24 protein-coding genes and 1 other annotated feature are annotated in these 24,637 nt (G+C 32.7%); of the genes, 4 read left to right on the forward strand and 20 right to left on the reverse strand.

Annotation, left to right across the window (positions count from 1 at the left end; genetic code table 11):
• Positions 1-7: 7 nt before the first annotated feature.
• The 10 genes from JOC47_RS13980 to ilvD form a co-directional block, all read right to left on the reverse strand.
• Entirely contained in the window at positions 8-1,060 is a 1,053-nt protein-coding gene (locus tag JOC47_RS13980) for a 3-isopropylmalate dehydrogenase (protein ID WP_204702919.1), read from the reverse strand.
• Positions 1,061-1,110: 50 nt separating this feature from the next.
• Positions 1,111-1,599: a 3-isopropylmalate dehydratase small subunit gene (leuD, locus tag JOC47_RS13985; protein WP_204702921.1), complete on the reverse strand. Its 489-nt coding sequence runs from the start codon at positions 1,597-1,599 to the stop codon at positions 1,111-1,113.
• Position 1,600: 1 nt separating this feature from the next.
• Positions 1,601-2,863 carry a 3-isopropylmalate dehydratase large subunit gene (gene leuC / locus JOC47_RS13990; protein WP_204702923.1) on the reverse strand — a complete coding sequence of 421 codons (1,263 nt, stop codon included), beginning with the start codon at positions 2,861-2,863 and terminating at the stop codon, positions 1,601-1,603.
• Between the two features lie 35 nt (positions 2,864-2,898).
• Entirely contained in the window at positions 2,899-4,401 is a 1,503-nt protein-coding gene (locus JOC47_RS13995) for a 2-isopropylmalate synthase (protein WP_204702925.1), read from the reverse strand.
• A 120-nt stretch (positions 4,402-4,521) separates the two neighbouring features.
• Positions 4,522-5,517 carry a ketol-acid reductoisomerase gene (ilvC, locus tag JOC47_RS14000; protein ID WP_204702927.1) on the reverse strand — a complete coding sequence of 332 codons (996 nt, stop codon included), beginning with the start codon at positions 5,515-5,517 and terminating at the stop codon, positions 4,522-4,524.
• Between the two features lie 293 nt (positions 5,518-5,810).
• Positions 5,811-6,293 (reverse strand): acetolactate synthase small subunit, encoded by a 483-nt coding sequence (ilvN, locus tag JOC47_RS14005; RefSeq protein ID WP_204702929.1) that lies wholly within the window; start codon positions 6,291-6,293, stop codon positions 5,811-5,813.
• Positions 6,290-8,026 carry a biosynthetic-type acetolactate synthase large subunit gene (ilvB, locus tag JOC47_RS14010; RefSeq protein ID WP_204702931.1) on the reverse strand — a complete coding sequence of 579 codons (1,737 nt, stop codon included), beginning with the start codon at positions 8,024-8,026 and terminating at the stop codon, positions 6,290-6,292. Before ilvB ends, ilvN begins: the two co-directional genes overlap by 4 nt.
• A gap of 721 nt (positions 8,027-8,747) precedes the next feature.
• Positions 8,748-9,016: a binding site (T-box leader), on the reverse strand.
• Between the two features lie 137 nt (positions 9,017-9,153).
• On the reverse strand, positions 9,154-9,558 hold the full coding sequence (locus JOC47_RS14015; protein ID WP_204702933.1) for an early set domain-containing protein: 405 nt from the start codon (positions 9,556-9,558) through the stop codon (positions 9,154-9,156).
• 133 nt (positions 9,559-9,691) lie between these two features.
• A complete protein-coding gene (locus tag JOC47_RS14020; RefSeq protein ID WP_204702935.1) occupies positions 9,692-11,053 on the reverse strand; it encodes an O-antigen ligase family protein in 1,362 nt (453 codons plus the stop codon).
• A 166-nt stretch (positions 11,054-11,219) separates the two neighbouring features.
• Positions 11,220-12,878, reverse strand: a complete 1,659-nt coding sequence (gene ilvD / locus JOC47_RS14025; RefSeq protein ID WP_204702937.1) for a dihydroxy-acid dehydratase — start codon at positions 12,876-12,878, stop codon at positions 11,220-11,222.
• A 181-nt stretch (positions 12,879-13,059) separates the two neighbouring features.
• Between ilvD and JOC47_RS14030 the strand changes: the two genes are divergently transcribed.
• Complete coding sequence (locus JOC47_RS14030) at positions 13,060-13,785, forward strand: CPBP family intramembrane glutamic endopeptidase (RefSeq protein WP_204702939.1); 726 nt, start codon at positions 13,060-13,062, stop codon at positions 13,783-13,785.
• 229 nt (positions 13,786-14,014) lie between these two features.
• Here JOC47_RS14030 and amrS read toward each other — a convergent pair whose 3' ends face one another.
• The 8 genes from amrS to JOC47_RS14070 all read right to left on the reverse strand — a co-directional run bounded on the left by amrS (position 14,015) and on the right by JOC47_RS14070 (position 20,282).
• A complete protein-coding gene (amrS, locus tag JOC47_RS14035; protein ID WP_204702941.1) occupies positions 14,015-14,863 on the reverse strand; it encodes an AmmeMemoRadiSam system radical SAM enzyme in 849 nt (282 codons plus the stop codon).
• Between the two features lie 10 nt (positions 14,864-14,873).
• Positions 14,874-16,280 (reverse strand): AmmeMemoRadiSam system protein A, encoded by a 1,407-nt coding sequence (amrA, locus tag JOC47_RS14040; RefSeq protein WP_204702943.1) that lies wholly within the window; start codon positions 16,278-16,280, stop codon positions 14,874-14,876.
• 181 nt (positions 16,281-16,461) lie between these two features.
• The gene (locus JOC47_RS14045) at positions 16,462-17,589 is read right to left on the reverse strand and encodes a peptidoglycan-binding domain-containing protein (RefSeq protein ID WP_204702944.1); all 1,128 of its coding nucleotides are present in this window, start codon (positions 17,587-17,589) and stop codon (positions 16,462-16,464) included.
• 148 nt (positions 17,590-17,737) lie between these two features.
• The gene (locus tag JOC47_RS14050) at positions 17,738-17,914 is read right to left on the reverse strand and encodes a hypothetical protein (RefSeq protein ID WP_204702946.1); all 177 of its coding nucleotides are present in this window, start codon (positions 17,912-17,914) and stop codon (positions 17,738-17,740) included.
• Between the two features lie 79 nt (positions 17,915-17,993).
• Entirely contained in the window at positions 17,994-18,950 is a 957-nt protein-coding gene (locus JOC47_RS14055) for an IS3 family transposase (protein ID WP_204702947.1), read from the reverse strand.
• Positions 18,928-19,221, reverse strand: coding sequence for a transposase (locus JOC47_RS14060; protein WP_204702948.1), 294 nt, complete (start codon positions 19,219-19,221; stop codon positions 18,928-18,930). Before JOC47_RS14060 ends, JOC47_RS14055 begins: the two co-directional genes overlap by 23 nt.
• Before the next feature lie 54 nt (positions 19,222-19,275).
• On the reverse strand, positions 19,276-19,845 hold the full coding sequence (locus tag JOC47_RS14065; RefSeq protein WP_204702949.1) for a hypothetical protein: 570 nt from the start codon (positions 19,843-19,845) through the stop codon (positions 19,276-19,278).
• A 95-nt stretch (positions 19,846-19,940) separates the two neighbouring features.
• Positions 19,941-20,282 (reverse strand): hypothetical protein, encoded by a 342-nt coding sequence (locus tag JOC47_RS14070; protein WP_204702950.1) that lies wholly within the window; start codon positions 20,280-20,282, stop codon positions 19,941-19,943.
• A 189-nt stretch (positions 20,283-20,471) separates the two neighbouring features.
• Between JOC47_RS14070 and JOC47_RS14075 the strand changes: the two genes are divergently transcribed.
• The 3 genes from JOC47_RS14075 (at position 20,472) to JOC47_RS14085 (ending at position 22,575) form a co-directional block, all read left to right on the forward strand.
• Positions 20,472-21,716 (forward strand): transposase, encoded by a 1,245-nt coding sequence (locus tag JOC47_RS14075; protein ID WP_204702951.1) that lies wholly within the window; start codon positions 20,472-20,474, stop codon positions 21,714-21,716.
• Positions 21,717-21,834: 118 nt separating this feature from the next.
• Positions 21,835-22,140: a hypothetical protein gene (locus tag JOC47_RS14080; RefSeq protein WP_204702952.1), complete on the forward strand. Its 306-nt coding sequence runs from the start codon at positions 21,835-21,837 to the stop codon at positions 22,138-22,140.
• 42 nt (positions 22,141-22,182) lie between these two features.
• The gene (locus tag JOC47_RS14085) at positions 22,183-22,575 is read left to right on the forward strand and encodes a type II toxin-antitoxin system death-on-curing family toxin (protein ID WP_204702953.1); all 393 of its coding nucleotides are present in this window, start codon (positions 22,183-22,185) and stop codon (positions 22,573-22,575) included.
• A 251-nt stretch (positions 22,576-22,826) separates the two neighbouring features.
• On the opposite strand, the gene JOC47_RS14090 is transcribed toward JOC47_RS14085, so the two are convergent.
• Positions 22,827-23,609, reverse strand: coding sequence for a Shedu anti-phage system protein SduA domain-containing protein (locus JOC47_RS14090; protein WP_204702955.1), 783 nt, complete (start codon positions 23,607-23,609; stop codon positions 22,827-22,829).
• A 164-nt stretch (positions 23,610-23,773) separates the two neighbouring features.
• Positions 23,774-24,475 carry a hypothetical protein gene (locus JOC47_RS14095; protein WP_204702957.1) on the reverse strand — a complete coding sequence of 234 codons (702 nt, stop codon included), beginning with the start codon at positions 24,473-24,475 and terminating at the stop codon, positions 23,774-23,776.
• Positions 24,476-24,637: the final 162 nt, after the last annotated feature.

The following is a 24,637-nucleotide window of genomic DNA, read 5'->3' on the forward strand; positions in this document are numbered from 1 at the left end:
TTCACCCCTATTCTAGAATACTACAAATATGATCTCCAACTTCGTCGGTATTTAAATTACCTCCCATATCAGGAGTACTATAATCATTTTGTAGAGATCTCTGTACAGCAGTTTCAATTTTTTCGCCTTCTTCTTCCCAACCTAGTTCTTTAACCATCATTCCAGCTGCTAAAATAGCAGCTAATGGATTAGCAATATTCTCTCCTGCAATATCAGGTGCAGAACCATGGACTGGTTCAAACATAGATACGCCTTCAGGATTAATATTACCTGAAACAGCAAGTCCCATACCACCTTGAATTTCAGCACCTAAATCTGTAATAATATCACCAAACATATTACAAGTAACAATTGTATCAAAATCTTCAGGATTTCTAACCATTTTCATTGTAATAGCATCAACTAACATATGATCCATAGTTACATCTTTATAATTTGCTCCCACTTCTTCAAATACTCGCTGCCATAAATCATGAGCGTAAGTTAAAACATTACTTTTATCACATAAAGTCAACTTCTTCTCATCATTTCTTTTTTGCGCATATTCATAGGCATAACGAGTTACTCGTTCTACTCCCTTATAAGTATTAATCATTTCTTGAGTAGCTACTTCATCTTTAGTTCCTTCCTTTAAAAAGCCACCTACTCCCGCATATAGACCTTCAGTATTTTCTCTGACAATCATCATATCAATATCTTGAGGTTCTTTATCTTTTAACGGAGAAAAACGAGAATCTAATAATTTAACCGGTCTTAAATTAATATATTGATCAAAAGAAAATCTTAAATCTAATAAAATTCCATGTTCCAAAACACCTGGTTTAACTCTTGGGTCTCCTACTGCTCCTAAATATATAGCATCAAAATTTTCTAATTCTTCTTTAGCTTCATCAGTTACTAATTCCCCTGTATCTAAATAGTGTTCTGCTCCAAATGGAAATTCTTCAAATTCTAAATCCACATCACTAATTTCCTCTAACTTCTCTAATACTTTCATCCCCTGCTTAGTTACTTCTGGGCCAATACCGTCTCCCGAAATCAGTGCTATTTTCTTCGTCATAATTAATTAAACACCTTTCCTTATAAATTTATAGTTTTTTAAGTTTTGTTTTAAACCGTTTTATTAACGTAAGAAATCAAACCGCCAGTACTAATTAATTCCTGCATAAACTCTGGAAATGGCTCAGCTTGATATTCTTCATCTTTAGTTACATTAGTAATTGTACCTGTTTCTACATCAACCTCAACTTCATCGCCTTCATCAATACCTGCTACTGCTTCTGGACATTCCATGATTGGTAGTCCAATATTAATTGAATTACGGTAAAAAATCCGGGCAAAAGAATTAGCAATAACACAAGAAACTCCTGCTGCTTTAATTGCTAGTGGAGCATGTTCTCTTGAACTCCCACAACCAAAGTTATCTTCTGCTACAATCAAATCTCCTTCATCCATCTTATCAACAAATTCCTCATCTAAATCCTCTAAACAATGTGCTGCTAAATGTTCAAGACTAGAATCATTTAAATAACGTGCTGGAATAATTACATCTGTATCTATATCACTACCATATTTCCATGCTTTTCCCTGGATATCCATCTTATAGAACCTCCTTCGGACTAACGATTTCTCCAGCAATCGCTGAAGCTGCTGCTACAGCTGGATTAGATAAATAAACTTCACTTTCTGGGTGTCCCATTCGACCAACAAAGTTTCGATTAGTCGTAGCAATCGCTCTTTCTCCTTCAGCTAAAATTCCCATATGTCCACCTAAGCAAGGACCACAAGTTGGAGTACTAACTGCTGCTCCAGCATCGATTAATGTTTCCACGATTCCTTCTTTCATCGCCTGCTTATAAATTTCTTGTGTACCTGGGAATACAATCAACCGTACATGATCTGCTTTTTTCTGTCCTTCTAGTACTTCAGCAGCTAATCTCAAGTCTTCTAATCTACCATTAGTACAAGACCCAATTACTGCTTGATCTATTCTAATATCTTCCACTTCGCTAATACCTCGTGTATTTTCCGGTAAATGAGGATAAGCAACTTGTGGTTCAATCTCACTGACATTATATTCAATTACTTGATCATATTCTGCATCTTCATCACTCTTATATACTTTATAATCTCTCTGCGCTCTTCCTTCAACATAATCTAAAGTAGTCTCATCAGGCTCAATCAAACCACATTTGCCCCCAGCTTCAATTGCCATATTAGACATTGTCATTCGATGCGCCATAGAAAGATCATCAATCACTTCACCAGTGAATTCCATTGATTTATAAAGTGCACCATCGACTCCAATATCACCAATTGTATAAAGAATTAGGTCTTTGCCGCCGACCCAATCTTGTAATTGACCATTATAAACAAACTTAATAGTCTCAGGCACTTTGAACCATGCTTCACCAGTTGCCATAGCTGCTGCCATATCAGTACTTCCTACACCAGTAGCTAAAGCACCTAAAGCGCCATAAGTACAAGTATGAGAGTCAGCACCAATTACAATATCTCCAGGGCCAACTAAACCTTGTTCTGGTAATAGACAGTGTTCAATCCCCATCTCACCTAGTTCAAAGAAATTAGTAATTCCTTTATCATTAGCAAAGTCTCTTAATTGTTTCACCTGCTGCGCTGAATCTATATCTTTATTTGGTACAAAATGATCAGGCACAATTGCAATTCTATCTTGATCAAATACATCATCAACATTGATTTTTTCAAATTCATTAATTGCTACTGGAGTAGTAATATCGTTTCCTAACACTAGGTCAAGTTTAGCATTGACCAATTCTCCAGCTTTAACTTTATCTTTCCCAGCATGATCAGCTAGGATCTTTTCTACCATCGTCATTCCCATTTTTTATTCGCTCCCTTCAGTTATTTAATTGAGAATTATTCTCCTTCATATATCTTATTCAAAGCATTATTATAAGCTTCCGCACTAGCTTCAATAATATCAGTACTAATCCCGCGACCAATAAATATTTCAGATTGATACTCTAACTTTACAATAACTTCTCCCAAAGCATCTTTACCACTAGTTACAGCATCAATATTATAATCTCTTAGTTTACAGTCTAAACCAGTAATTTCATTCATCGCATCATAAATTGCATCTACTGGACCACCTTCAGAACAGGCAGATTGATTAATTGTTTCTCCTTCTTTCTCCATCTGAACTGTAGCAGTTGCCAATCCTGAACTACTAGTTACCTGTAACAAATTAATATGATAAGTTTCAGAAACTTGACTAATCTCATCTTCCATAATCGCTTCTAAGTCAAGATTAGTAATTTTCTTCTTCCGATCAGCTAAATCTTTAAATCGTTTGAAAGCAGAATTTAATTCATCTTGTGTTAAATCATAACCTAATTCTTCTAATCGCTGTTTAAAAGCATGACGGCCAGACAATTTACCTAAGACCATTTTATTTTCTTTCAATCCAATTGTTTGGGCATCCATAATTTCATAGGTAGTACGCTCTTTAATTACACCATCTTGGTGAATTCCTGATTCATGAGCAAAAGCATTTTCACCTACAATAGCTTTATTAGGCTGTACTTGCACCCCCGTTAAATGACTAACTAATCTACTACTACGAGAAATTTCTTTCAAATTTATATCCGTTTTAATATCATAATAATCAAACCTAGTATCTAAAGACAAAGCAACTTCCTCTAAAGAAGTATTACCAGCTCGCTCCCCTAAACCATTAACAGCACACTCTACTTGTTCAGCTCCATTTTCTACAGCTGCTAATGAATTAGCAGTAGCCATTCCTAAATCATTATGACAGTGAACACTAATTACTGCTTGATCAATATTAGGTACATTATCCTTAATATATTTAATTAAAGCTCCATATTCTTGTGGAGTAGCATAACCTACTGTGTCAGGAATATTAATAGTTGTTGCCCCTGCATCTATGGTAGCTTCAAAAATATCACATAAAAAATCTTTATCACTCCGCGAAGCATCTTCAGCAGAAAACTCAACATCATCAGTATATGATTTAGCATATTTAACTGCTTCTACAGCAGATTCTAAAACTTCTTCTGGAGACTGCTTTAACTTATGCTCCATGTGCACCGGTGAAGTAGCAATAAATGTATGAATGCGTGGTTTTTTAGCTGCTTTCAAAGCCTCCCAAGCTCGGTCAATATCTTTTTTATTAGCTCTTGCTAGGCCTGCTACAGTAGGATTAGACACCTCTTCAGCTATTTTTTTAACAGCTTTAAAATCCCCTTCAGAAGTAACAGGAAAACCTGCTTCAATGACATCTACTTTCAATCTATCTAACTGCTTAGCTATCTCTAATTTTTCTTTAACATTCAAACTAACACCTGGAGTCTGTTCACCATCACGCAACGTAGTATCAAAAATTTTGACGCTCATCGCTTCTCACTCCTCCCTATTTAACTTTGAGCTGTGAGATTTGAGCTATGAGGAGCAGTGAGCATTTTAAATCGTTACTTTTAGCTCACGCTTCATAGCTCATGACTCATAGCTAACTATTTACTCTTCATCAATCCAATTCATCTTATCTCTAAGTTTCTCTCCTACTTGTTCAATTTGATGTTCTTCATCAATTGCTTTTCGCTTAGAATATCCTGGACGACCTACTTTATTTTCTAACATCCACTGCTTAGCAAATTCACCTTTTTGAATGTCATCTAATAGATTTTTCATAGCTTCTCTTGATTTATCGTTAATTACTTGTTCTCCAGCAATTAAATCTCCATATTCAGCAGTATCAGAGATAGAATCTCTCATATTAGCAATACCGCCTTCATACATTAAATCTACAATTAACTTTAGTTCATGTAAACACTCAAAGTAAGCAATTTCCGGCTGATAACCAGCATCAACTAAAGTTTCAAATCCAGCTCGAACTAGTTCTGTTGTTCCACCACATAAGACTGCCTGCTCACCAAATAAGTCAGTTTCTGTTTCTTCTTGGAATGTAGTCTCTAGTACACCAGCTCTTGTACCACCAACACCCTTAGCATGAGCTAAAGCATAATCCTTAGCATTGCCAGTAGCATCTTGATAAACTGCAAATAAGCAAGGTACCCCAGATCCTTTAGCATAAACTCTTCTTACTAAATGTCCTGGTCCTTTTGGTGCCACCATATATACATCTACATCTTCTGGAGGAACAATTTGTTCAAAGTGAATATTAAATCCATGAGAAAATACTAGCGCATTTCCAGCTTCTAAATTTTCTTCAATATCACTAAAGTATACATCTTTTTGTACTTCATCTGGTAATAAAATTTGAATAACATCAGCTTGTTTAGCAGCTTCAGCAGCAGATACTGGCTCAAAACCATCTTCTACAGCCTGCTCATAATTTGCTGTTCCTTCTAATTCAGAAACAACTACATCTAAACCAGCATCTCTCATATTCTGTGCCTGCGCATGTCCTTGACTACCATAACCAATTACTGCAATCTTCTTTCCTTCTAAATAATTTAAATCAGCATCTTCTTCATAATACATTTCTACCATTATACTCACTCCTCTTAATTTTTATGTTTAGGATTAAGCTGTGAGCTATGATTCTTGAGCATGAGCTACTAAAAAACTCAAAACCCATTTCCCACAGCTAATTTAATCCTTATTTATCACTATCAGAATAAAAATTGCTCTGCTAAATTTAACAATCTCAAAGCTCTACATATTTTTGCTTTAGATGATAGCACACATCACAACTCATTACTATAACCTTAGAACCTAGACTTGGCAGTGCCAAGTCACTACTTTTTTTTCTTGTCACTCTTTACTCTTAACTTGTTACTATTTTATTTGTGCCCTCTCGCCATAGCAATCTTACCTGTTCTTACTAATTCTTTAATACCATATGGTTTCAATAAATCTTCAAGAGCGTTAATCTTATCCTCATCTCCTGTTATTTCAATCATTACAGAATCAGAACTAACATCTACAATCTTAGCTCGGAAAATATCAACTATTTCCATGATTTCAGATCGAGTTTTAGTTGAAGATTCTACTTTAATCAGAGCTAAGCCACGACTCACAACCTCATCATCAGTTAGATCACTAATTTTATGGACTACTACTAACTTATGCAGCTGTTTTGTCACCTGCTCTAACTCTCTATCATCTCCTGCTACTACTAGAGTAATCCGCGATACATCATCATTTTCTGTCCGACCAACTGATAAGCTATCAATATTAAAACCACGCCGACTAAACAAGCCAGCAATTCTAGCCAACACACCAGACTCATTAGCTACTAATACTGAAAGTGTATGTTTCTTCATTCTACATCCTCCTTTAAAACCATCTTATCTAGACTGCCTCCAGGAGGCACCATTGGAAATACATTCTCCTCAGCATTAATAATACAATCAATTAAATAAGGTCCATCAGTATTTATGGCTTCTTCAATTGTCGGCTTAATTTCAGATGGTTTAGTAATTTGTTTAGCTTTAACCCCAAAGCTTTCAGCTAATTTAACAAAATCAGGCACCATTTCAGGACACTGTTCTCCTGGATCAGAACAGTCTTCTGGACAATCAACTTGTTTACCTAAACATGTTGAAGAATATCTTTTTTCATAGAACATTTCTTGCCACTGACGCACCATACCTAAATATTGATTATTAAAAATAACAATATTAACTGGTAAATCATTTTTCACTACTGTAGCAAGTTCCTGCATATTCATTTGAAAACTACCATCTCCAGCCAAGGCAAAGACCTGTTTATCACGATGACCTACTTGCACACCTACAGCAGAAGGGAATCCATAACCCATAGTACCTAAACCACCAGAAGAAATGAAACTACGCGGTTCACTATACTGATAAAATTGCGCAGCCCACATTTGATGTTGGCCCACTTCAGTAGTAATTAAAGCCTTACCCTGAGTTAATTCATCAATAGTTCCAATTACTTGATGCGGTACTATTACATCATCAGGTTCTTCTTTAGCATTTTCATCAAGTTTTCTCCATTTATTTATTTCAGCTAACCATTCTGGATGCTCCTTTTCCTCGACCAAAGGATTTAATTCGGTTAATACATTCTTGACGTCACCAACAATTGGTACATCCACTACTACTCTCTTACCAACTTCTGCTGGGTCAATATCAATATGAACAATTTTAGCATCAGGCACAAAAGAATCTAGATCTCCAGTTACCCGGTCATCAAATCTAGAGCCAACTGCAATTACTAAATCAGCATTAGAAATAGCAAGATTGGCTTCTGTAGTCCCGTGCATTCCTAGCATTCCAACTGATAAATCATCTCGTTCATTAACAGCGCCTAAACCATTTAAAGTAGTTGTTACAGGAATGGACGCTTTCTTAGCTAATTCTCTTAGTTCTTCACTTGCCCCCGAACTAATTACTCCTCCACCTGCATATAACAATGGCTGCTCTGCTTCATTAATTGCTTTAGCTGCCTCTCTAATTTGTAATGTATGCCCCTCATAATTAGGCTTATAACCAGGCAAATCTACTTCATCAGGATATAAGAATTCTCCTACAGCTTGCTGTACATCTTTAGGCAAGTCTACTACTACTGGTCCTGGTCTTCCCGTAGTTGCAATATGAAAAGCTTCTTTAATAATTCTCGGCAGTTCTTCAACATCTTGCACTAGATAATTATGCTTAGTAATTGGAGTTGTAATCCCTGTAATATCAGCTTCTTGAAAAGCATCCGTTCCCAGCATAGAACTAGGCACCTGACCAGTAAAAGCAACTATAGGTACTGAATCCATATAAGCAGTTGCTAAACCAGTTACTAAATTAGTTGCTCCTGGTCCAGAAGTAGCAATACAAACTCCTGCTTTTCCCGTTGAACGAGCATATCCATCAGCAGCATGCACACCTCCTTGCTCATGGTGCGGCATAATGTGTTCAAAATCAGCATCATATAATTCATCATAAATAGGTAATACTGCCCCACCTGGATAGCCAAAGATTACTTCTACTTCCTCCTGATACAACGACTCCACAAACATTTCGGCACCAGTCATTTTAGCCACTTTAATTCACTCCTTTTAATAACTTCTTTTAGACTAGATAATATCTAGTCTCTACTTAGACTAGGCAATGCCTAATCACTACTCAAAAATAAAAAAATCTCTCAGTTAGTAACTTAGAGAGATTTTGCATAACTTGCAGAAATTAGATATAGTACATCTAAAAATACTGCAATTACCCATTTTATTCTCTTAGCTACTAACTACTTCTTTTTAATTAATCTTTTACTAATGTTAGATGATTATTAATTCACTACTTACACTATATTAACTGCTTCTACTTCTAAATACTTTTTCTTTATACCATCTTACTATCTTGCTATCTTATTGTTTTACTTGCTAAATCTATTATAAACCTTAGAACCTGGACTTGACAATGCCAAGTCTCTACAGCAATTATAATCCTCATAAATCTGATTTCACCGTTTTTACTATTTTTTACTTCTCCCTATTTACTCTTTACTATTTTAACTTGTTACTAATCACTGTTTTATATCATACAACCATTGACTTGGCAATGCCAAGTCACTACTAAAATCACTATCTTACTTGTTTTTATTCTTATCACTTTTTTTCTCTTTACTGCTTCACTGTTTTTTCTTGTCACTCTTTACTATCTTTTTCTCTTCACTGCTTCACTGTTTTTTCTTGTCACTCATCACTCTTTTTACTGTTTATTATAAATAAAAAACCTCTCATCTCAATTAACAGAGTTACTCCTGTTAACTGGGACGAGAGGTTTCCTCACGTGGTACCACCCATATTTGCTATCACTTCACAGCAATAGCCTTATAAGTACTCACATAGCAAGTATGCTTCATACTTCAACATATGATTACGGATGTTGAACCGGCAAGCACCTACTAGAAAATAACTCGTTCAGCCTGCAGCTCAGGGAGGAGTTCACCAATTCGATCTATACCAGGATCTCAGCATCCCCAGTTCTCTGTAATAGATTTTAAATTGCCTACTTATTCCCATCATCGCTTTTAATTAAATCTTTATTTGTTATTAATAAGTATATGTAATTAACACTACTTTGTCAAGCACTTTCATCAAAAGATTATTTTCACGAGTGGAATTAATCTAACAAGTAGCTAACTTAGTTAGCTACTTGTTCTTATGTTTATTTATTTTTTACTTGGCTTAACTATTTTAGCAATTACCACAGAATTTTCCCCGCCAAAACCATCATCTTTAAATTTATCAGCCTCTTTATCTTTAATCCATTTGACCTTTTCTCCACTAGGAATCGTAAATTTATATTGATACTCTTTTCCTTGCACTAATTTTTTACTCAACCTCCATACTCCATCCTTCTTAGTCATTTTCCAATCCTTATGAGCTGGATTCCAATCATTAAATTCACCTGCCACAAATATACTCTTAGCATCTAAATGCTCAGCAAAACTAAATATTACTTCTACTTTCCCTTCCTCTGCTGCTTTCTTCACTTCAGTTTTAGCAACTACAGGAACCGCTACCAACATCAACAATAATACAGTTAAGATTAAACAGAAATACTTTCGCTGCACCTGAACCCCTCCTAAGATTATAAGTAATGGTGCTCTTTATATAATCTTATAAACTTATAAAAAAGACACATTATTTAATCTATTCAGAGGGAATGAAAATCATGAATAAAAATTTAAATTCATTTTTTTATAATTAGCTGATACTACTTTCATTTAAATCTACCACTACAAAGTTTAATCCTAATAAAATCCAAAACACAGGTGCTACAGCAATCACACTAATATTAAAAGTAGCCTGCACCAAATAAGAAATTACAGCTAAAAATAAAGCAATTTGATATTTCTTTTTAGTGCTTATAGTAATTAAAGTTTTCTTTAGAACTACAAATAAAAACCACAAATAAGCAATCAAAGCAGGTATACCCAATGTAACTCCTAGCTGTAGATACTCACTATGAGCTTTATCTAAAATTAACATTCTTCCTTTGAACTCCCTATACTTTTCTTGGGGATAAACAATTTGAAAAGTATCAGGCCCGCTCCCCAAGAGAGGATTTTTTAATAATAAGGGCACTGTAGTTTTATAAATATACATCCGACTAGATCCTACTTTATCAATTTCTTCTTCAGTTCCTGTCACTAAAGTTTTCCCTTCCAAAAATAAACTTAAAAATCTATTCCACGAATAGTTACTATTTATCTTTGCTAAGAAAACAGTAACTATAGATAAAATTAAAATAATTATAATTAATCTTTTTTTATTTGCTAATAATTTATCATAAAGCAAATAAATAACTAGTGGTATAAATGCTAATAAAGCTACATAAGCACTTCGAGTTCCAGTAGCAACTAAGAAAGCATAAAAAATAGTCGTGACTGTTCCTAAAAACCATAACTCTTTTTTAGTTTTAGCATAAAAAAAGAGAACAAAGCTTAGCGGAAATAACATACTAACATAACTACCAGCAAAATCAGGATTTCCTAAAGTACTTTCCGCTCTAACCTGCTTAGCTTGAAATTTGATTAAATCATAACCACAATATTGAATTAAGCCAATAATTGAAATTACTACTGCACTTATAAATAAATATTTGAACAACTTTTTTAATTTCTCTTTGGTATCTATAATTGAAATAGTTGAAAAGAATAATATTCCATAGACAAAAAAAGCTAACAAACCTTCATGGCGGTATGTCTTACCGTAAATAACAATATTTTTATAAGGTGACGCAAGAGCAGAAATAAATACTAAGCCCAAAAATAAAACTAGTGGTAAATACTCTTGACGCCAATTGATCTGTTTTTCCTTTTTCTTAATCTTCATATAATGAATAATTAGTAAAAAACAGACTAAAACTAATAGAGCATAAAATTTAGGTTTAGTAGTATAGTCTTTAAGAAGTGGAACAATTTGATCATATTCACCTATTTTATAAATAGTTCCTTTATTCTGCTCAAATTGGGGTAAGTAAAGCAAAGGTACTACTACAATAATTGCAATTAACAACCATAAGCTAATTCGATCTAAAATTTGCTCATCAAGATTATTAAACATAATTCTCCCCCTCAACTAAATTAATATATCAACTATAAATTCAAATTATTACAATATAAATTACTTAACTAGATTATAATTTGAATAAGCTACCAACAATTTCCTGCAATTAATTATAAAATATAAAAAAAGACTCAGGAGCAAAGCCCCTGAGCTAATTAAAAACCTATTCAAATACTGCACCAGTACTAGCAGAACTAACTAATTTAGCATAACGAGATAAATAACCAGTCTTAACTTTAGGTTCTGGTTGCTCCCATTCTTCTAATCTTCTTTTAATTTCTTCGTCAGATAACTGCACATTTAACTTCCCATTCGGGATATCAATTTCAATAATATCTTCTTCTTCAATAATGGCAATTGCTCCACCTTCCATTGCTTCAGGCGATACATGACCAATTGAAGCTCCTCTAGTTGCACCAGAGAAACGTCCATCAGTGATTAATGCCACCTCTTTATCTAATCCTGCTCCTGCTACAGCAGAAGTCGGGGTTAACATTTCACGCATACCAGGACCACCTTTTGGTCCTTCATATTTAATCACTACTACATCACCAGGATTAATTTCTCCATTATTAATTGCTTCTACAGATGCTTCTTCAGAATGGAAAACTCGAGCTGAACCTTGATGAGTTAACATTTCATCAGCTACAGCAGCCTGCTTCACTACTGAACCCTCTGGAGCAATATTACCTTCTAAATAAGATAGACCTCCAGTTTGGTGATAAGCAGTAGCAAAATCACGAATAACATCATTGTCTAAAACTCGTACACCTTCTAATTTCTCAGCTACTGTTTCACCAGTCACTGTCATTAACTCTTCATCTAGAGCATCTTCATCACTTAAGACTTTCATAACAGCAGGAATACCACCCGCTCGTTCTAAGTCTTGAATATGATGTTTTCCCGCCGGACTTAAACTACATAAATGCGGTACCTCTTCTTTTAATTCATTAATTACTTTGAGGTCTATATCTACTCCTGCTTCATGAGCAATTGCTGGTAAATGTAGTGCAGTATTAGTAGAACAACCTAAGGCCATATCAACCTTTAAAGCGTTCTCGAAAGTTTCTTCAGTTAAAATATCAGATGGTCTTATATCTTTTTCAACTGCTTCAATAACCTGCATTCCAGCTTCTTTAGCTAACCTTTTTCGCCCTGCATCCACAGCAGGAATAGTTCCATTCCCCGGTAGTCCTAATCCCAATACTTCTGTTAAACAGTTCATTGAATTAGCTGTAAACATTCCTGAACAAGAACCACAACCTGGGCAAGCATTATTCTCAATTTCTTGTAGCTCACAACTGGATATTTTGCCTGCCTTCTCTGCAGCTACTCCTTCAAATACATTTTTTAAGTCAATATCCTCACCTTTATAATCTCCTGCTAACATTGGCCCACCACTAACTACTACAGTTGGAAGATCTAATCTTGCTGCAGCCATCAGCATACCTGGCACAATCTTATCACAATTTGGAATTAATACTAATCCATCTAAGGCATGACCATTAGCGACTGTTTCCACTGAATCAGCAATCAATTCTCTACTTGCCAAAGAATACTTCATGCCATTATGACCCATAGCTATTCCATCACAAACACCAATTGATCCAAATTCTAGCGGCGTTCCACCGGCCATTCTAACTCCGGCTTTAGCTGCTTCAGCAATTGTATCTAAGTGCACATGACCCGGAATTAATTCACTAAATGAATTACATACTCCAATTAAAGGCTGCTCTAATTCTTTGTCCGTTAATCCTAATGCTTTAAATAATGACCTTTGGGGCGCATTTTCCCCTTTAGTTGTTACTTTATCACTTCTCATCTGCTGATTCCTCCTTATTAAATAACTTTCAGTTACGAATATTTTAACAAAGATTAATAAAATAAGCAATTAACAAAATTCTTATTTGTTTTAAGCAGGGAAATTATTACTTAAAAAGAATAGCAATATATGAACAGTAAAAACTAAAGCTTAAGACTTAATGATTATTGGAGGACAAGCAATGACTGAACAAACTACAGTACAAGAAGAAAATAATGAAGAGAAAGAAACTACTATTTGGTTAGAAATTATCAAATTTCAATTATTGTGGTACCTTTTTAATTTTTTAATCTTATTTTTAGAACAAAATTTAGCTTTCGATCTACCTATATTAGATAATTTTTATTTGATTTCTTTTAAAGTAGTAGGCCGCAGTTTATTTATTGCTTTTTTCTTATACTGGGCTCTAATGGAGTATGGTCTTAATTTTAAAGACTTAGGAATTACTTTTAAAGATTTATTTGCTAATTTAAAATTAGGGTTGATGGTTAGTTGGCCTCTACTATTAGGTATTATCTTCAGCCATCTTCATCTTAATAATTTAAATACTTTAATAACTATTGATACCATAGAAGACCTATCAACTAGTCTGATATATTATGTGATTATCTTTTTTGGCTGTTTGATCCCTGCTTTTAGCACAGAACTATTTTATAGAGGTTTTATTTTTAAACAACTTAAAGAAAATCACTGCTATTTAATTGCTTTTATTTTAAGCACTTCTTTCTATACTTTAATCCATCTTGATTTTCGTTCTCATATCATGCTACTTCATTTTATTATGGCCTTTATTACTACTTATTTATATCATAAAACTGACTCATTATTAGCCCCAACTATCTTCCAAGCTACCTATCAGGCTAGTTTAACAACCTTTTTATTTGCTTTTACAGGTTGGCCTTTCTAAGGACAGTAACTAGTAAAAAGTAAGCAGTAATGAGTAACAAACAAAAACATAAAAACATCCCACAAACTTTTCTTATCTTTCGAAATAATATTCTACTTTTGAGTCTAAATCATTCATTTATTACTATTTGATATTTTAATTTTAAATCTAATTCTTTCTCCTTAACTGTTTTCTCTTTGAATTTTTTTATTTCTACTCATTACTCGTTACTTGTTACTGATGACTTTTCTTATACGTTTCCTAAATAAACATTAGTTAACTTTTCTTCTGCAATCTCCTGAGCTTGATATAATGTTTCTTTTGGAGTAGGTGGTTTATCTAATTTATAATGAGGGAAGTAACGTGATAAATGCAGTGGGATCTCAGGGTCTAAATCAGCAATCCAATCTACTAATTCTTGAATCTCTCCTGGTTCATCATTTAAATTAGGAATAATTAAAGTAGTTAATTCTAAATGTGTATCACTGGCATTAATAATTTCAGCACTCTGCTTAGCAGTTGCAAAATCACCACCGCAAACATCTCGATAAAATTCCTCAGTAAAGGCTTTGATATCTAAATTAACAGCATCTATATAAGGCAATAGTTCTTTTAGGGGCTTAGGATTAATCGTCCCATTAGTCACTAATACATTTTTTAATCCCTGTTGTTGGGCCAACTGCGCTGTATCCCGCACATACTCATACCAGACCAAAGGTTCAGAGTAAGTATAAGCAATCCCAAAAGAGCCTTTATCCTGGGCCAACTCTACAGCCTCCTGCGGAGATAACTTCCGCGTTGGCACATCTATTTCTTGAGCAATGCGGTAATTTTGGCAGAATTGGCAGCTGAGATTACAGCCAATACTGCCTAAAGACAGAATCTGATTATGAGGATGATATTCATAAAGTGGTTTCTTTTCAATCGGATCTAAAGCCACCGAACTGACTTGTGCATAACTAGCAGCCCATAGTTTATTATCTTTAACTTTACGCACTTGGCATAAACCTGTTTGGCCCTCATTTAATTTACAGTAATGAGGACACAGCAAACATTTAATTTTACCATCTTCATGAGTATAATAATCAGCTTTCTGCATCATATCACCCCTATTCATAACGCGTAACTTCAAAACGCATTAAATCAACATCAGCTTCCTGCGGCAAACCTGCTTTCCTTTTAGCAATTTCAATCTGCTTTTTCACACTATTAATTCCTTCTAAATTAGGGAGTAATAGACCTGTGGAATGTCCTTTTTTCACAATAATCCCATACTTTTCAGAATCTAATTGTTCTTTACTATCAATTTCTTCTGGTTCTTCTAATCTATCTACTGTATAAGTTAACTCCTCTAATTCATCTGCTTTAATTGGAGAAAAACGAGGGTCATTAAATCCTGCTTTGATCGCATTGTCAATTATCTCTTGGGCCAAACTAGATGAAGTAGGCTTAGTAGTCCCAATACAACCACGTAAATTACCGTTTTTCTTAATTGAAACAAAAGCTCCTGCTTGTTCTAATAGCTCTGGATCTAAATTTTGTGGTATTTCAATCTTCTCCTCATTCTTAGCATACTCTTCGACAGCTTCGCGAGCTAACTGTACAGGTTCACTCTCTTTATCTCTTATTTCCTGCATTTTCTGCTCTTTATTCTCTTCTAATTTTTCTAAAAATCCTGGTTCTTCACTTTTACCTTTTACTTCAAAGGAAGCCACTCCATATCCTACTCCGAAAGGTCCTTCATAAGATAAGACTCCCCCTTCAACATCAAGACCATCTATAGCACCTAACATCATAATTATTGGTCTTAAACCACATTCTCCAGCTTTTTCAACTAAGGAATCATCAAAATTAATAATCTGTTCTACAGCTAAATCATCTAAATATTCAATCAAGGCTTCATCAAATTCTTGTCCCCGCGGATTAAATCCAGCTGGTGCTCCCGGTTTTAAACGATGGGATAGGTCACCACTAGCTATTAAAGCTACATCATAATCTAATTGTTTAGCTACTAATTGAACTATCTTCCCGAACTTATATAGATCTTCATAAGCCAATAAGCCCATATTAATCGGTACAATAGGAGTATCTACTCCTGCCTGATTAAGATAATACATCGGTACTAGTACTCCGTGGTCTAACTTTAAATCCACATCAAACTTTCGTGCTGCATTTTCATCAATCCTAACCACTTGTAAATCTTGAGTATTACAAGCTTTAACCACTTCTTCAGTGAATTTTTCATCCAAGGAATAACTTAATTCCACTTGTTCAGCACCAAATTGGCCCAAATCACCTTTAAGTTCTTTTTTATTTAAAATATTAATTGCATCAGAAAACACCGGCCCATGAGGACTAATCGTAATTACTAAATCAGGATCAATATCTCTGACCTGATGAGCTAATTTTTTCATACTATTAACCGTTTCTTTAATATCACTAACCGCATCTTGACCCACTTCTGGTACTGCCACCGGTGGATGTGGTGACAATCCTGCAAAAGTAATTCCACTCATTATTTATGTTTATCGGAAATATGTTTAATAAGCTCTAATCTCCGATAAACTCTCACCTCCTTGTTTATTATATATTCTTGAGTGTTTAATAAGTAGTTATTTTTTAATTATTCGGTTATTATCTTTAAACCCAAAAATCATTTAACTTTTCTATGTGATTATTAAAATCTATCCTTTATTTTTATTCTGAAGTTTCTAAAGAGATTATACTCCACTTGCCATTTCCTAAATATTTCAACTCCATTGTAAAATGAGTTCTTATTTTTGCTCCAAAAGAATTCTCTGCATCTACATAAGAATTTATTGAAAATTTATTACTTCCCAAATAAGTTACATATCTATCATAATCCCAAGGGAATTCAGCAGTGCTCGGAGCTTTTAATCTTCGTTTCATAAAGATTAGAGCCCTTGCCCAAGCTTCTGATTTATCTGGAGTTTTATACTTATCCTTTTCCCAATATACTGTATTGTCTTTATAAATCTTACCTAAAAACTTTCCATTCACTTTATTTTGATAAAAAGATATTTTATTAAGATTTTCTCTCTCTTTAATCTCTTTAAAAATAGTTTCTAAAACTTCTTTCGAAGTATCCTCAAAAATTTTAGATATCAAGACTCTGCTAAATTGGTCACTATTTCTAGATGATACAGTATATTTAGGTAGAACTAAAAATAATTCCTGTTTCTGTTTCTCACCATTAATATACAAATTAACCTTCCATTCTCCAATTAACCCTCTCAAATCTTCCTCATAAGAATAATTCCAACCATAACCATATCCTCCCCCTCCCCAACTAATATCTTCAGAACTAATACGTTCAGTCGTATTAGTTTTTTCTCGTTTCCCATTTGGTTTAATATCTTCAATAGCGAACTCATACTTTCCTGGAATAATATTTTTTACTATAAACATGATTGATAGCCCTTTATCCCCAGGAGCAACTATATCACTTTCATTTTTAGGCTTAAATTTGTTGTCTTCACTTTGGTGTCCTATTTGAACTTCAGTTATAATAGGCTTTTCTTTATCTTTAGATTTATTAACAATCTTTTGATAAACTTCTTTTTTTATACCTTTATCACTGGGGGTAATATTTAAATTATTGTCTTCAAGAAACTTCCTTATAGTTTTTTCAGTTTCTTCACCATATAAACCATCAATACTCAATTCATATCCTAGCTTTGATAAACCTTTCTGCACCTTCTTTACTTTAGCTTTGTTTTTTATAATTTTCACTGAAGACTTCTTTTCAGATTTTTGTTTATTAACTTGTTGAGTTTGGGGAACTTCACTTAAATTACCAATCAATATAAAAACACCTATTACTACCACAAGAAATAATAATGGTAAAATCTTTTTCATTATTTATATTTATCAGAGAAGTCAATAATAATCTTCCCCAATAAACTTCTCACCTCTTTCTTTATTATACATTTTTTAGTGCTTAATAAATATTTTAATTGCTTTCATATTCACTCCAATGGTCTAATTTCCCGTTTAGAAAATACAAAGTATAACTATGATAATAACCAGTGCTAGAATTATAATTTTCATAATCCCACGCTTGATAATTTTCACTTTTATATTTTGAATCTGGTTGTCCCCAACTTTCTAAAACTTGTGCTGTTGTCATATGTAGTGAACCCCTATTTTTTGGACAGATTTAATTTAAATTTATGAAACGCAAAATTGCTAGTTTTTGCTCTTAAATACTAGGCCACTATTTTCTCATTGATAATAACTCCAGATTCAACTTGTTCAACAAATTCTCTTGGAGTCAGATAATCAAGGCTGGAATGTAAACGTTCTTGATTATATTCTTCAATATATTGATCTACTGAACTTTTACAATCCAGAATGTTTTCATAAGCGGATGTATAATAGATCTCTTCTTTCTTTAAAGTACCGTGAAAACTTTCTATATAAGCATTTTCTTTAGGCGTGTCAACGGTTATACGCTCATGACTTACTTCTATATCGTCCTCCTTATCAAGCTTGTTCAAATAGTTCTGAAAATCTCTGCTACGAAATTGAACCCCATTATCTGTTCGAAGTATTACATCATCTACATCGCGGTTCTCAAGAGCCTCTTCTAAAGCAGCCAAAGCCTCGTCAGTTCTACATCTTAAGCTTATATGATAACCTACTATTTCTCTAGTATAGACGTCCATTATATCGAACATATAGACCCAATTTCCTGTACTATCTAGATACCATTGAACCATGTCCAGCTGCCACATCTGGTTGGGACCATCAATTTCATGTTGTTGGCTTCGATTATATTCCTCTGGTTTAGGTCGGTTTTTCTCCTGTAATAAGTCTAATTCTCGCATAATGCGATAAATGCGCTTGTGATTAACTATTACTCCTTCTTTGCTTCTAATATAGTTGGTAATCATTCTATAACCGTGATACGAGTATTCAGCAGTATATTTTTTTACTAACTCTATCACCTCTTGTTCAGAAATTTTGTTTCCGTTCTCATCAAAAGCTGGGATCCCAGAGTAAACAGAACTTTCGATGTTATCTTTAGACTGCTCCTGCTTTAACTGATAGTAATAGGTACTCCTAGATATATTTAAAGCCTCACAGGCTCTTTTTATTGAATAGCCTCTTTTAGCAAGAGATTTAACAGCTTCAACTTTATCAGAAGTATTTAGTCCGTCCACGGTTTTTTTTTTGAAGTATTTCTATTTGAGTTTCTTTTTCACCAATGATTTTCTTCATACGTTCGTTTTCTTCTTTTAGCTTCTTGAGCTCACTTTTAGTTTCTGAATTATTTTTTGATCCTAGGGCACTGCGACCACCATCTAAAAAGTCACGTTTCCAACGGGATAAAATCCCTTTAGGTATATCATATTCTTGAGCTACTTCTGAAATCTTACGACCGCCTAATACCTCTACTACTAGTTCCATTTTAAAATCAATGTCGTAAGCCATGATCATACCCCCTGTTAATTAAATTATAATTGTTTCATTTTCTTCTGTCCAACTTCAATAGGGGTCGTTACACATACCAGTAATTATTTTATTATTTGATATTGCATTTAAAACTTCAACATTCCAACTTTGATGTTCAACAGCTAATTTTATCGTGGATTCTGACCAGTAAGGATGTTGTAAATAAACCTTGACCATCTCATTTGACCAGTGAGGTTCTCTAATACATATTTGTATTATTTCATTTATTTTATCTTGGTTTTCTATCATTAAATTCATTTTGTCTAAAAAATCATCTGCTTCAGGGTGCTTATTATAAATATTCATTGCTTTTTTTACTTTAGATTCCGACCAGTTTGGATGTTTTGTTTTAATTTCAACCTCTTTTTTTGATAATTCTGGATTTTTTAAAGCTACATTTATTTTTTCCTCATTCCAATTGGTATTTTGAGCTGCTACTTCAATTTTTTCTTTAGACCAATTAGGATGTTTAGATTTTAGCTTTTTTCTTCTCTTTCTCTCTCTTTTGATTTCTTTAATTTCTTCTTTCGTTCTAAATAAATTTGTCCATGAAAGGTCAACACTTGCATCAATATATTTACCCGTATTACCTTCGACCTTCATATATCCTCCATTTATATTTAAAGATAATGAAGGATTTATTTGATAAATATATCCTAGCCCAATCGAAAAACCATACTCTTCATTAATTGTCTTTACTAAATCAAATCTCTCTTTTTAGTTTTATATTTTGAAGTGCTGTAATATACTAATGCTCCATCAATAAAGGGACCAGTAAGATTATTATTAAAATAATATTTTGAACCGAACCTAACTGTACCATGGTCTATAGTTTTATCTTTTTTATTTTCTTTTATTTGCGAACTCAAATAAAAGGATAGTCCTGAATAATCAGCATATTCAACTAATTTAAGACCAAGACCATTATTAGAAACTAAAAAACTACTTTTAATTTCTCCCTTTGCTTGTATAATCGGCGTTAAAACCAGCAATAAAACTGCTATTAAACTTATAATAATATTACATTTGTTTGAAAACATTTTTTCCCTCCTGTTTGTTATAAGCATTTAATAAGTTTAAAGAATATACTAATTTAATACATAATTACTCTTTCTATGCAGTGATTTATTAATATTATCCATTAGTTAGCATTGAAAAAGGCATAAGTTCATCTCCTATAATGAAATATTGACCACCACACCAATATTTCATGGAAAGGAGATAAACTTATGCCTAATGCCAGTATATCAAACAAATTTAGTATTGCCAACTTTTTAGATAATTTAGAATTATTATTGAATAATTCACAATTTAAGCGCATTATTAATCTGACATCAGGCATAATTAAGCATGAAGGGGAAAATACTCAATCTGGTTTAGAAAATTCAATGTTTGTTAATTGGAATCAAAGTTCTATATCTAGATTTTTCAATTCTTCTACTTGGTTAAGTGAATATAACAACAGTCAAAGAGTTGAAGAAGCTATTAATTTTACTGCTAGAAAAGTTGGAAAAGATGAAACAGGCTTCTTAATAATTGATGATACTTTAACTCCTCAATCAGAAAATAATAATCGAATTGAAGGACTTGGTTATTATAAAGCTCCCAGTTCTGCTGATGAAAAGTTTTGGTATTCTCATTGTTTAGTAACCTCTCATTTTTCAATGGGAAAAGTATCTATACCTCTGGACTTTGAACTTTATCAAAAAGAAGATTACTGTCAAAAAAATGATTGGACATTTAATACAGGATTAAAATTAGGTCAAAATCTTATTGAGCAATTTGATAATTTTTATGATTCTAATCAGCGTATTTATGTTATGGCAGATAGCTGGTATACTACAGAAGAATTTGTGAATTTCTCTCTAAATAAAGGTTATGATTATATAGGCGCAGCCCCTGTAAATTACACTATTGAAACTAAAAGTGGTGAAGTTAAAATTTCTGATTTTTATTCTTCTCTGTCAGAAGAAGATTTAGATTTTGTAATTACTGATGATGACTTCTATTATGTTTACGAATATCAAGGGGCAATTGGCAACATTGATTGTGCGAAAGTTTTATTATGTTGGGAAAACACCTTTTCTACCGATGAAGCTCCAAAATGTATTTTAACTACTGATTTAAGTTTAGATAACTCAACTATTATAGAATATTATTCTACACGTTGGGAGATTGAAACAAGTTACCACTATTTTAAAAATGAATTAGGACTTGCAGATTATAAAATGCATTCTTTAGAAGCAATAATTAGATACTGGCAAATTGTTTATTTAGCCTATAATTATCTAGAAATTCTAAAAATTTTAATACCTGAAGAAGAAAACTTAAGCTATTTTATTTCTTTAGCTAAAGAATATCTAACAAAAAGTTTAATAGATTATATTCATGAAGCTTGCAAAAGAGGTATTCCTAAAGACCAACTATATGATACCTTAAACCTTAATGGAAATAGTTTACAATTAGCTGCATAGAAAGAGTTATAATTAAATGAAACTATCTAAGTTATTATTTGATTGAACACAAAAATTAAGATATAATATACACACAATGTAATAATAATATGTGTACATTATAAAAGGAGTGATTTTAATGACACTTGAAAACAAACATTTTAGATGTGATCCCCAAGAATGGGAAGAATTTAAAGATACCTGTAATGAATTAGGCAGCAATGCAAGTGTTGAATTAAGAAAATTTATTAAACGTTTTAATAAAAAACACACTAAAACAATTCAAAATACCCTTGAACAAATTCAAAACCTCGCTGAATCCATGGAGGAAATCGAAGAACTAAAAAAAGCTTTGGATGATCCTCAAGTAAGAAAAATGATAGAAATGTATGTCCAAACCAAAGACGATGAAGATGAAGTTTTAAAATATCTAGCTAACAATTAAATCAAGAAATAATTCCCTAGTTGAATGTCAGGAGGATATTACATGCCAGAGCAAAAAATAAAATTTATTAAACCTATTTCAGTAATTGTATTACACCAAGCTATACTTGATGATTACGGCGGAACAAATGGAATAAGAGATATTAATTTATTAGAATCTGCAGTAGCTCAGGCAAAAAATGTTTATCATTATGGAAATGCTGATTTATTTGAGATAGCTGCCAATTATGCCTATCACCTTTGTAATAATCACCCTTTTCATGATGGTAATAAAAGAACCGCTTATTACTCTATGAAAAATTTCCTTGGCATAAATGGATATGAAATAAAAGGTAAATTAAAAGAAAGAAAAAAGCTTATGATAAAAATTGAAAATGATGAGTTTTCTAAAAAAGATCTAGCAAAATGGCTTCAAGAAAACACTCAAAAAATATAAAACTATAATACGTAAAACCTCTAATTTGAAAATTAGAGGTTTTTCTTTTTCTAACTGATTTATCTCATATAGTTTTGCTTAACTACTCTCAGGCTAATTTCCAGATAACGTCCCTGGGGTTCGCGACGTCTAGCTCAAACCTCTTATAACTTGTCCATCCTCTCAAACTTTCATATGTAATCCGCACCTTCACCTATCCTACTAGACTAGATGTCGCTAACCCCATGTTATGCGATGTCAAATTAACTTGGTTAATAAGTGTTTTCTCCAACAATTTTATTTGCATTATCATATAAATTATCATAATGTAATAAAGTGATTTTAGAAGAAGATTTTAAATCTCTTTTTATTCTATATGTCCTCTCTTTAAAATCCTCTCTTCTTCCTGCAACTACAACATAATGAATTCTAGATTTATCTAATTTATAAAATGATTCTGGCAAAGCTTTTTTAGGATGTTTATATCTTTTGAACGTTTCTATTAAATTTGAATAATTCGACTCAAGCCAAATATTCCAATCCCTAACTTGCTTTATACCTTTTCTAATGACCTCACCTTTTTCACCACTTTTTAAAGTAATATTTCCTTTTGGACTTTCTAATTCAATAAATGTAAATTCATAACCTCCTGAATTCTTACCTACTAGTAAATAATCAGCTCTATATGTATTACCTAGCATAAATTCAGGAAATATATATGCCTCATGGTGTCCAAAATTAAATTCTGCTTTTAATATTGAAGCAATGATATGATATGCATTATTATTGTTAATAAAATTCAATAACTGGTTTTCTATTACTGAATCAGAATTAATCTTTTTTAAAAATGATTTATTTAATGAGGTTAATCTTTCAATGTTTTGTAACACTTTAATGTCTAAGTAGTTATTTGGAAATAAACTCAAATAATGTCTAGCAGCTTTAGGATATTCTAAAAACAAATTTTTTCTTATAATAGTATTACCTATTTTAATCCCGTTCTCCTCTTCCTTATCCTTTATTTCTTGCCACTTCTCTAATTCATCTTCAGACAAATTAAAATAATCTCTTTCATAAGCTCCCATTTTATCACCTCATTAAAAAATTATATCTTATTTGAAAATTGGTATATATGAATTTCCTCCCAAAATTACTTTTATAAGTGATTATGTCAATTTTAAAATGATGAATCTTAATACCATATCATGTAAAATTAAATTCATTCAAAAAGATCAAAAGCAAAATGTATAAAATCTAATAATATGAAACACTTAAGCGACAAAACTTCATTTGCATTAGTTAAATATCCATGAGCTATATAATGTCTATTTAAACTATTATAAAATTTAGATTCATCATCTACTTGCTCAGTATTTTTTGAAACAAAATCAATATTTTTATTGAAAGAATCAAATATTTCTTTAGAAATTCCTTCTAAATCAGTATTAGCTTTATTGGAAAACCATTCAATAAAATCTTCAATAAAGTGCGTTATCCCTACTCTATTAGAATATGAATAAATTTCATTGAAGTCTTCTAATAAGCCTTCAATTTGTAAAATCAAAGTATGGGTTGACAATATGTAATCTTCATTAATATGAGCTTTAAGGCATTGTGACCAAATTTCCTCTCTTTTTTTAAATGGATCTAATTGCCACCCATTAACTATATCTTTTAATAAGTTATAATCATCTTTTTTGAATATATCACAAACAAACCTATCTATACCTTCCTCTTTACTTAATTCATTATTTTGGTCATCAAGAAAATTATATTTTGATTCATCATTCCCACCTAAAAACATTAAATCTAATTGATCAATATTTGGACTAATAGGCCAACCATATTTATGAATACGTTTTGCAGCTCTATCAATTCTCTTATATACTTCTTTCTTCATCTTTTCTTCAGACCCATCCATAAATTAACCCCCTCTTAAAGAATATTACCCAATTAAAAACATGACTACTGTTAATTTGATGTCGCATAACGTCTCGAAGCTTTGCGACGGCCATTTATGCAACTGTAACCTAAATTTTTAAACGCAACCTTTATTTCATAAGTCAGCTCTAATCCCTTCTCT

It is taken from the genome of Halanaerobacter jeridensis (genome assembly GCF_016908315.1).
Taxonomy (GTDB): domain Bacteria; phylum Bacillota; class Halanaerobiia; order Halobacteroidales; family Halobacteroidaceae; genus Halanaerobacter; species Halanaerobacter jeridensis.

Excerpts from the sequence above, each read along its gene's own strand:
- JOC47_RS13980 (WP_204702919.1), bottom strand. The coding sequence starts at position 1,060 with ATGACGAAGAAAATAGCACTGATTTCGGGAGACGGTATTGGCCCAGAA.
- leuD (WP_204702921.1), bottom strand. The coding sequence starts at position 1,599 with ATGGATATCCAGGGAAAAGCATGGAAATATGGTAGTGATATAGATACA.
- leuC (WP_204702923.1), bottom strand. The coding sequence starts at position 2,863 with ATGGGAATGACGATGGTAGAAAAGATCCTAGCTGATCATGCTGGGAAA.
- JOC47_RS13995 (WP_204702925.1), bottom strand. The coding sequence starts at position 4,401 with ATGAGCGTCAAAATTTTTGATACTACGTTGCGTGATGGTGAACAGACT.
- ilvC (WP_204702927.1), bottom strand. The coding sequence starts at position 5,517 with ATGGTAGAAATGTATTATGAAGAAGATGCTGATTTAAATTATTTAGAA.
- ilvN (WP_204702929.1), bottom strand. The coding sequence starts at position 6,293 with ATGAAGAAACATACACTTTCAGTATTAGTAGCTAATGAGTCTGGTGTG.
- JOC47_RS14020 (WP_204702935.1), bottom strand. The coding sequence starts at position 11,053 with ATGTTTAATAATCTTGATGAGCAAATTTTAGATCGAATTAGCTTATGG.
- ilvD (WP_204702937.1), bottom strand. The coding sequence starts at position 12,878 with ATGAGAAGTGATAAAGTAACAACTAAAGGGGAAAATGCGCCCCAAAGG.
- JOC47_RS14030 (WP_204702939.1), top strand. The coding sequence starts at position 13,060 with ATGACTGAACAAACTACAGTACAAGAAGAAAATAATGAAGAGAAAGAA.
- amrS (WP_204702941.1), bottom strand. The coding sequence starts at position 14,863 with ATGCAGAAAGCTGATTATTATACTCATGAAGATGGTAAAATTAAATGT.
- amrA (WP_204702943.1), bottom strand. The coding sequence starts at position 16,280 with ATGAGTGGAATTACTTTTGCAGGATTGTCACCACATCCACCGGTGGCA.
- JOC47_RS14050 (WP_204702946.1), bottom strand. The coding sequence starts at position 17,914 with ATGACAACAGCACAAGTTTTAGAAAGTTGGGGACAACCAGATTCAAAA.
- JOC47_RS14060 (WP_204702948.1), bottom strand. The coding sequence starts at position 19,221 with ATGGCTTACGACATTGATTTTAAAATGGAACTAGTAGTAGAGGTATTA.
- JOC47_RS14065 (WP_204702949.1), bottom strand. The coding sequence starts at position 19,845 with ATGAAGGTCGAAGGTAATACGGGTAAATATATTGATGCAAGTGTTGAC.
- JOC47_RS14070 (WP_204702950.1), bottom strand. The coding sequence starts at position 20,282 with ATGTTTTCAAACAAATGTAATATTATTATAAGTTTAATAGCAGTTTTA.
- JOC47_RS14075 (WP_204702951.1), top strand. The coding sequence starts at position 20,472 with ATGCCTAATGCCAGTATATCAAACAAATTTAGTATTGCCAACTTTTTA.
- JOC47_RS14080 (WP_204702952.1), top strand. The coding sequence starts at position 21,835 with ATGACACTTGAAAACAAACATTTTAGATGTGATCCCCAAGAATGGGAA.
- JOC47_RS14085 (WP_204702953.1), top strand. The coding sequence starts at position 22,183 with ATGCCAGAGCAAAAAATAAAATTTATTAAACCTATTTCAGTAATTGTA.
- JOC47_RS14095 (WP_204702957.1), bottom strand. The coding sequence starts at position 24,475 with ATGGATGGGTCTGAAGAAAAGATGAAGAAAGAAGTATATAAGAGAATT.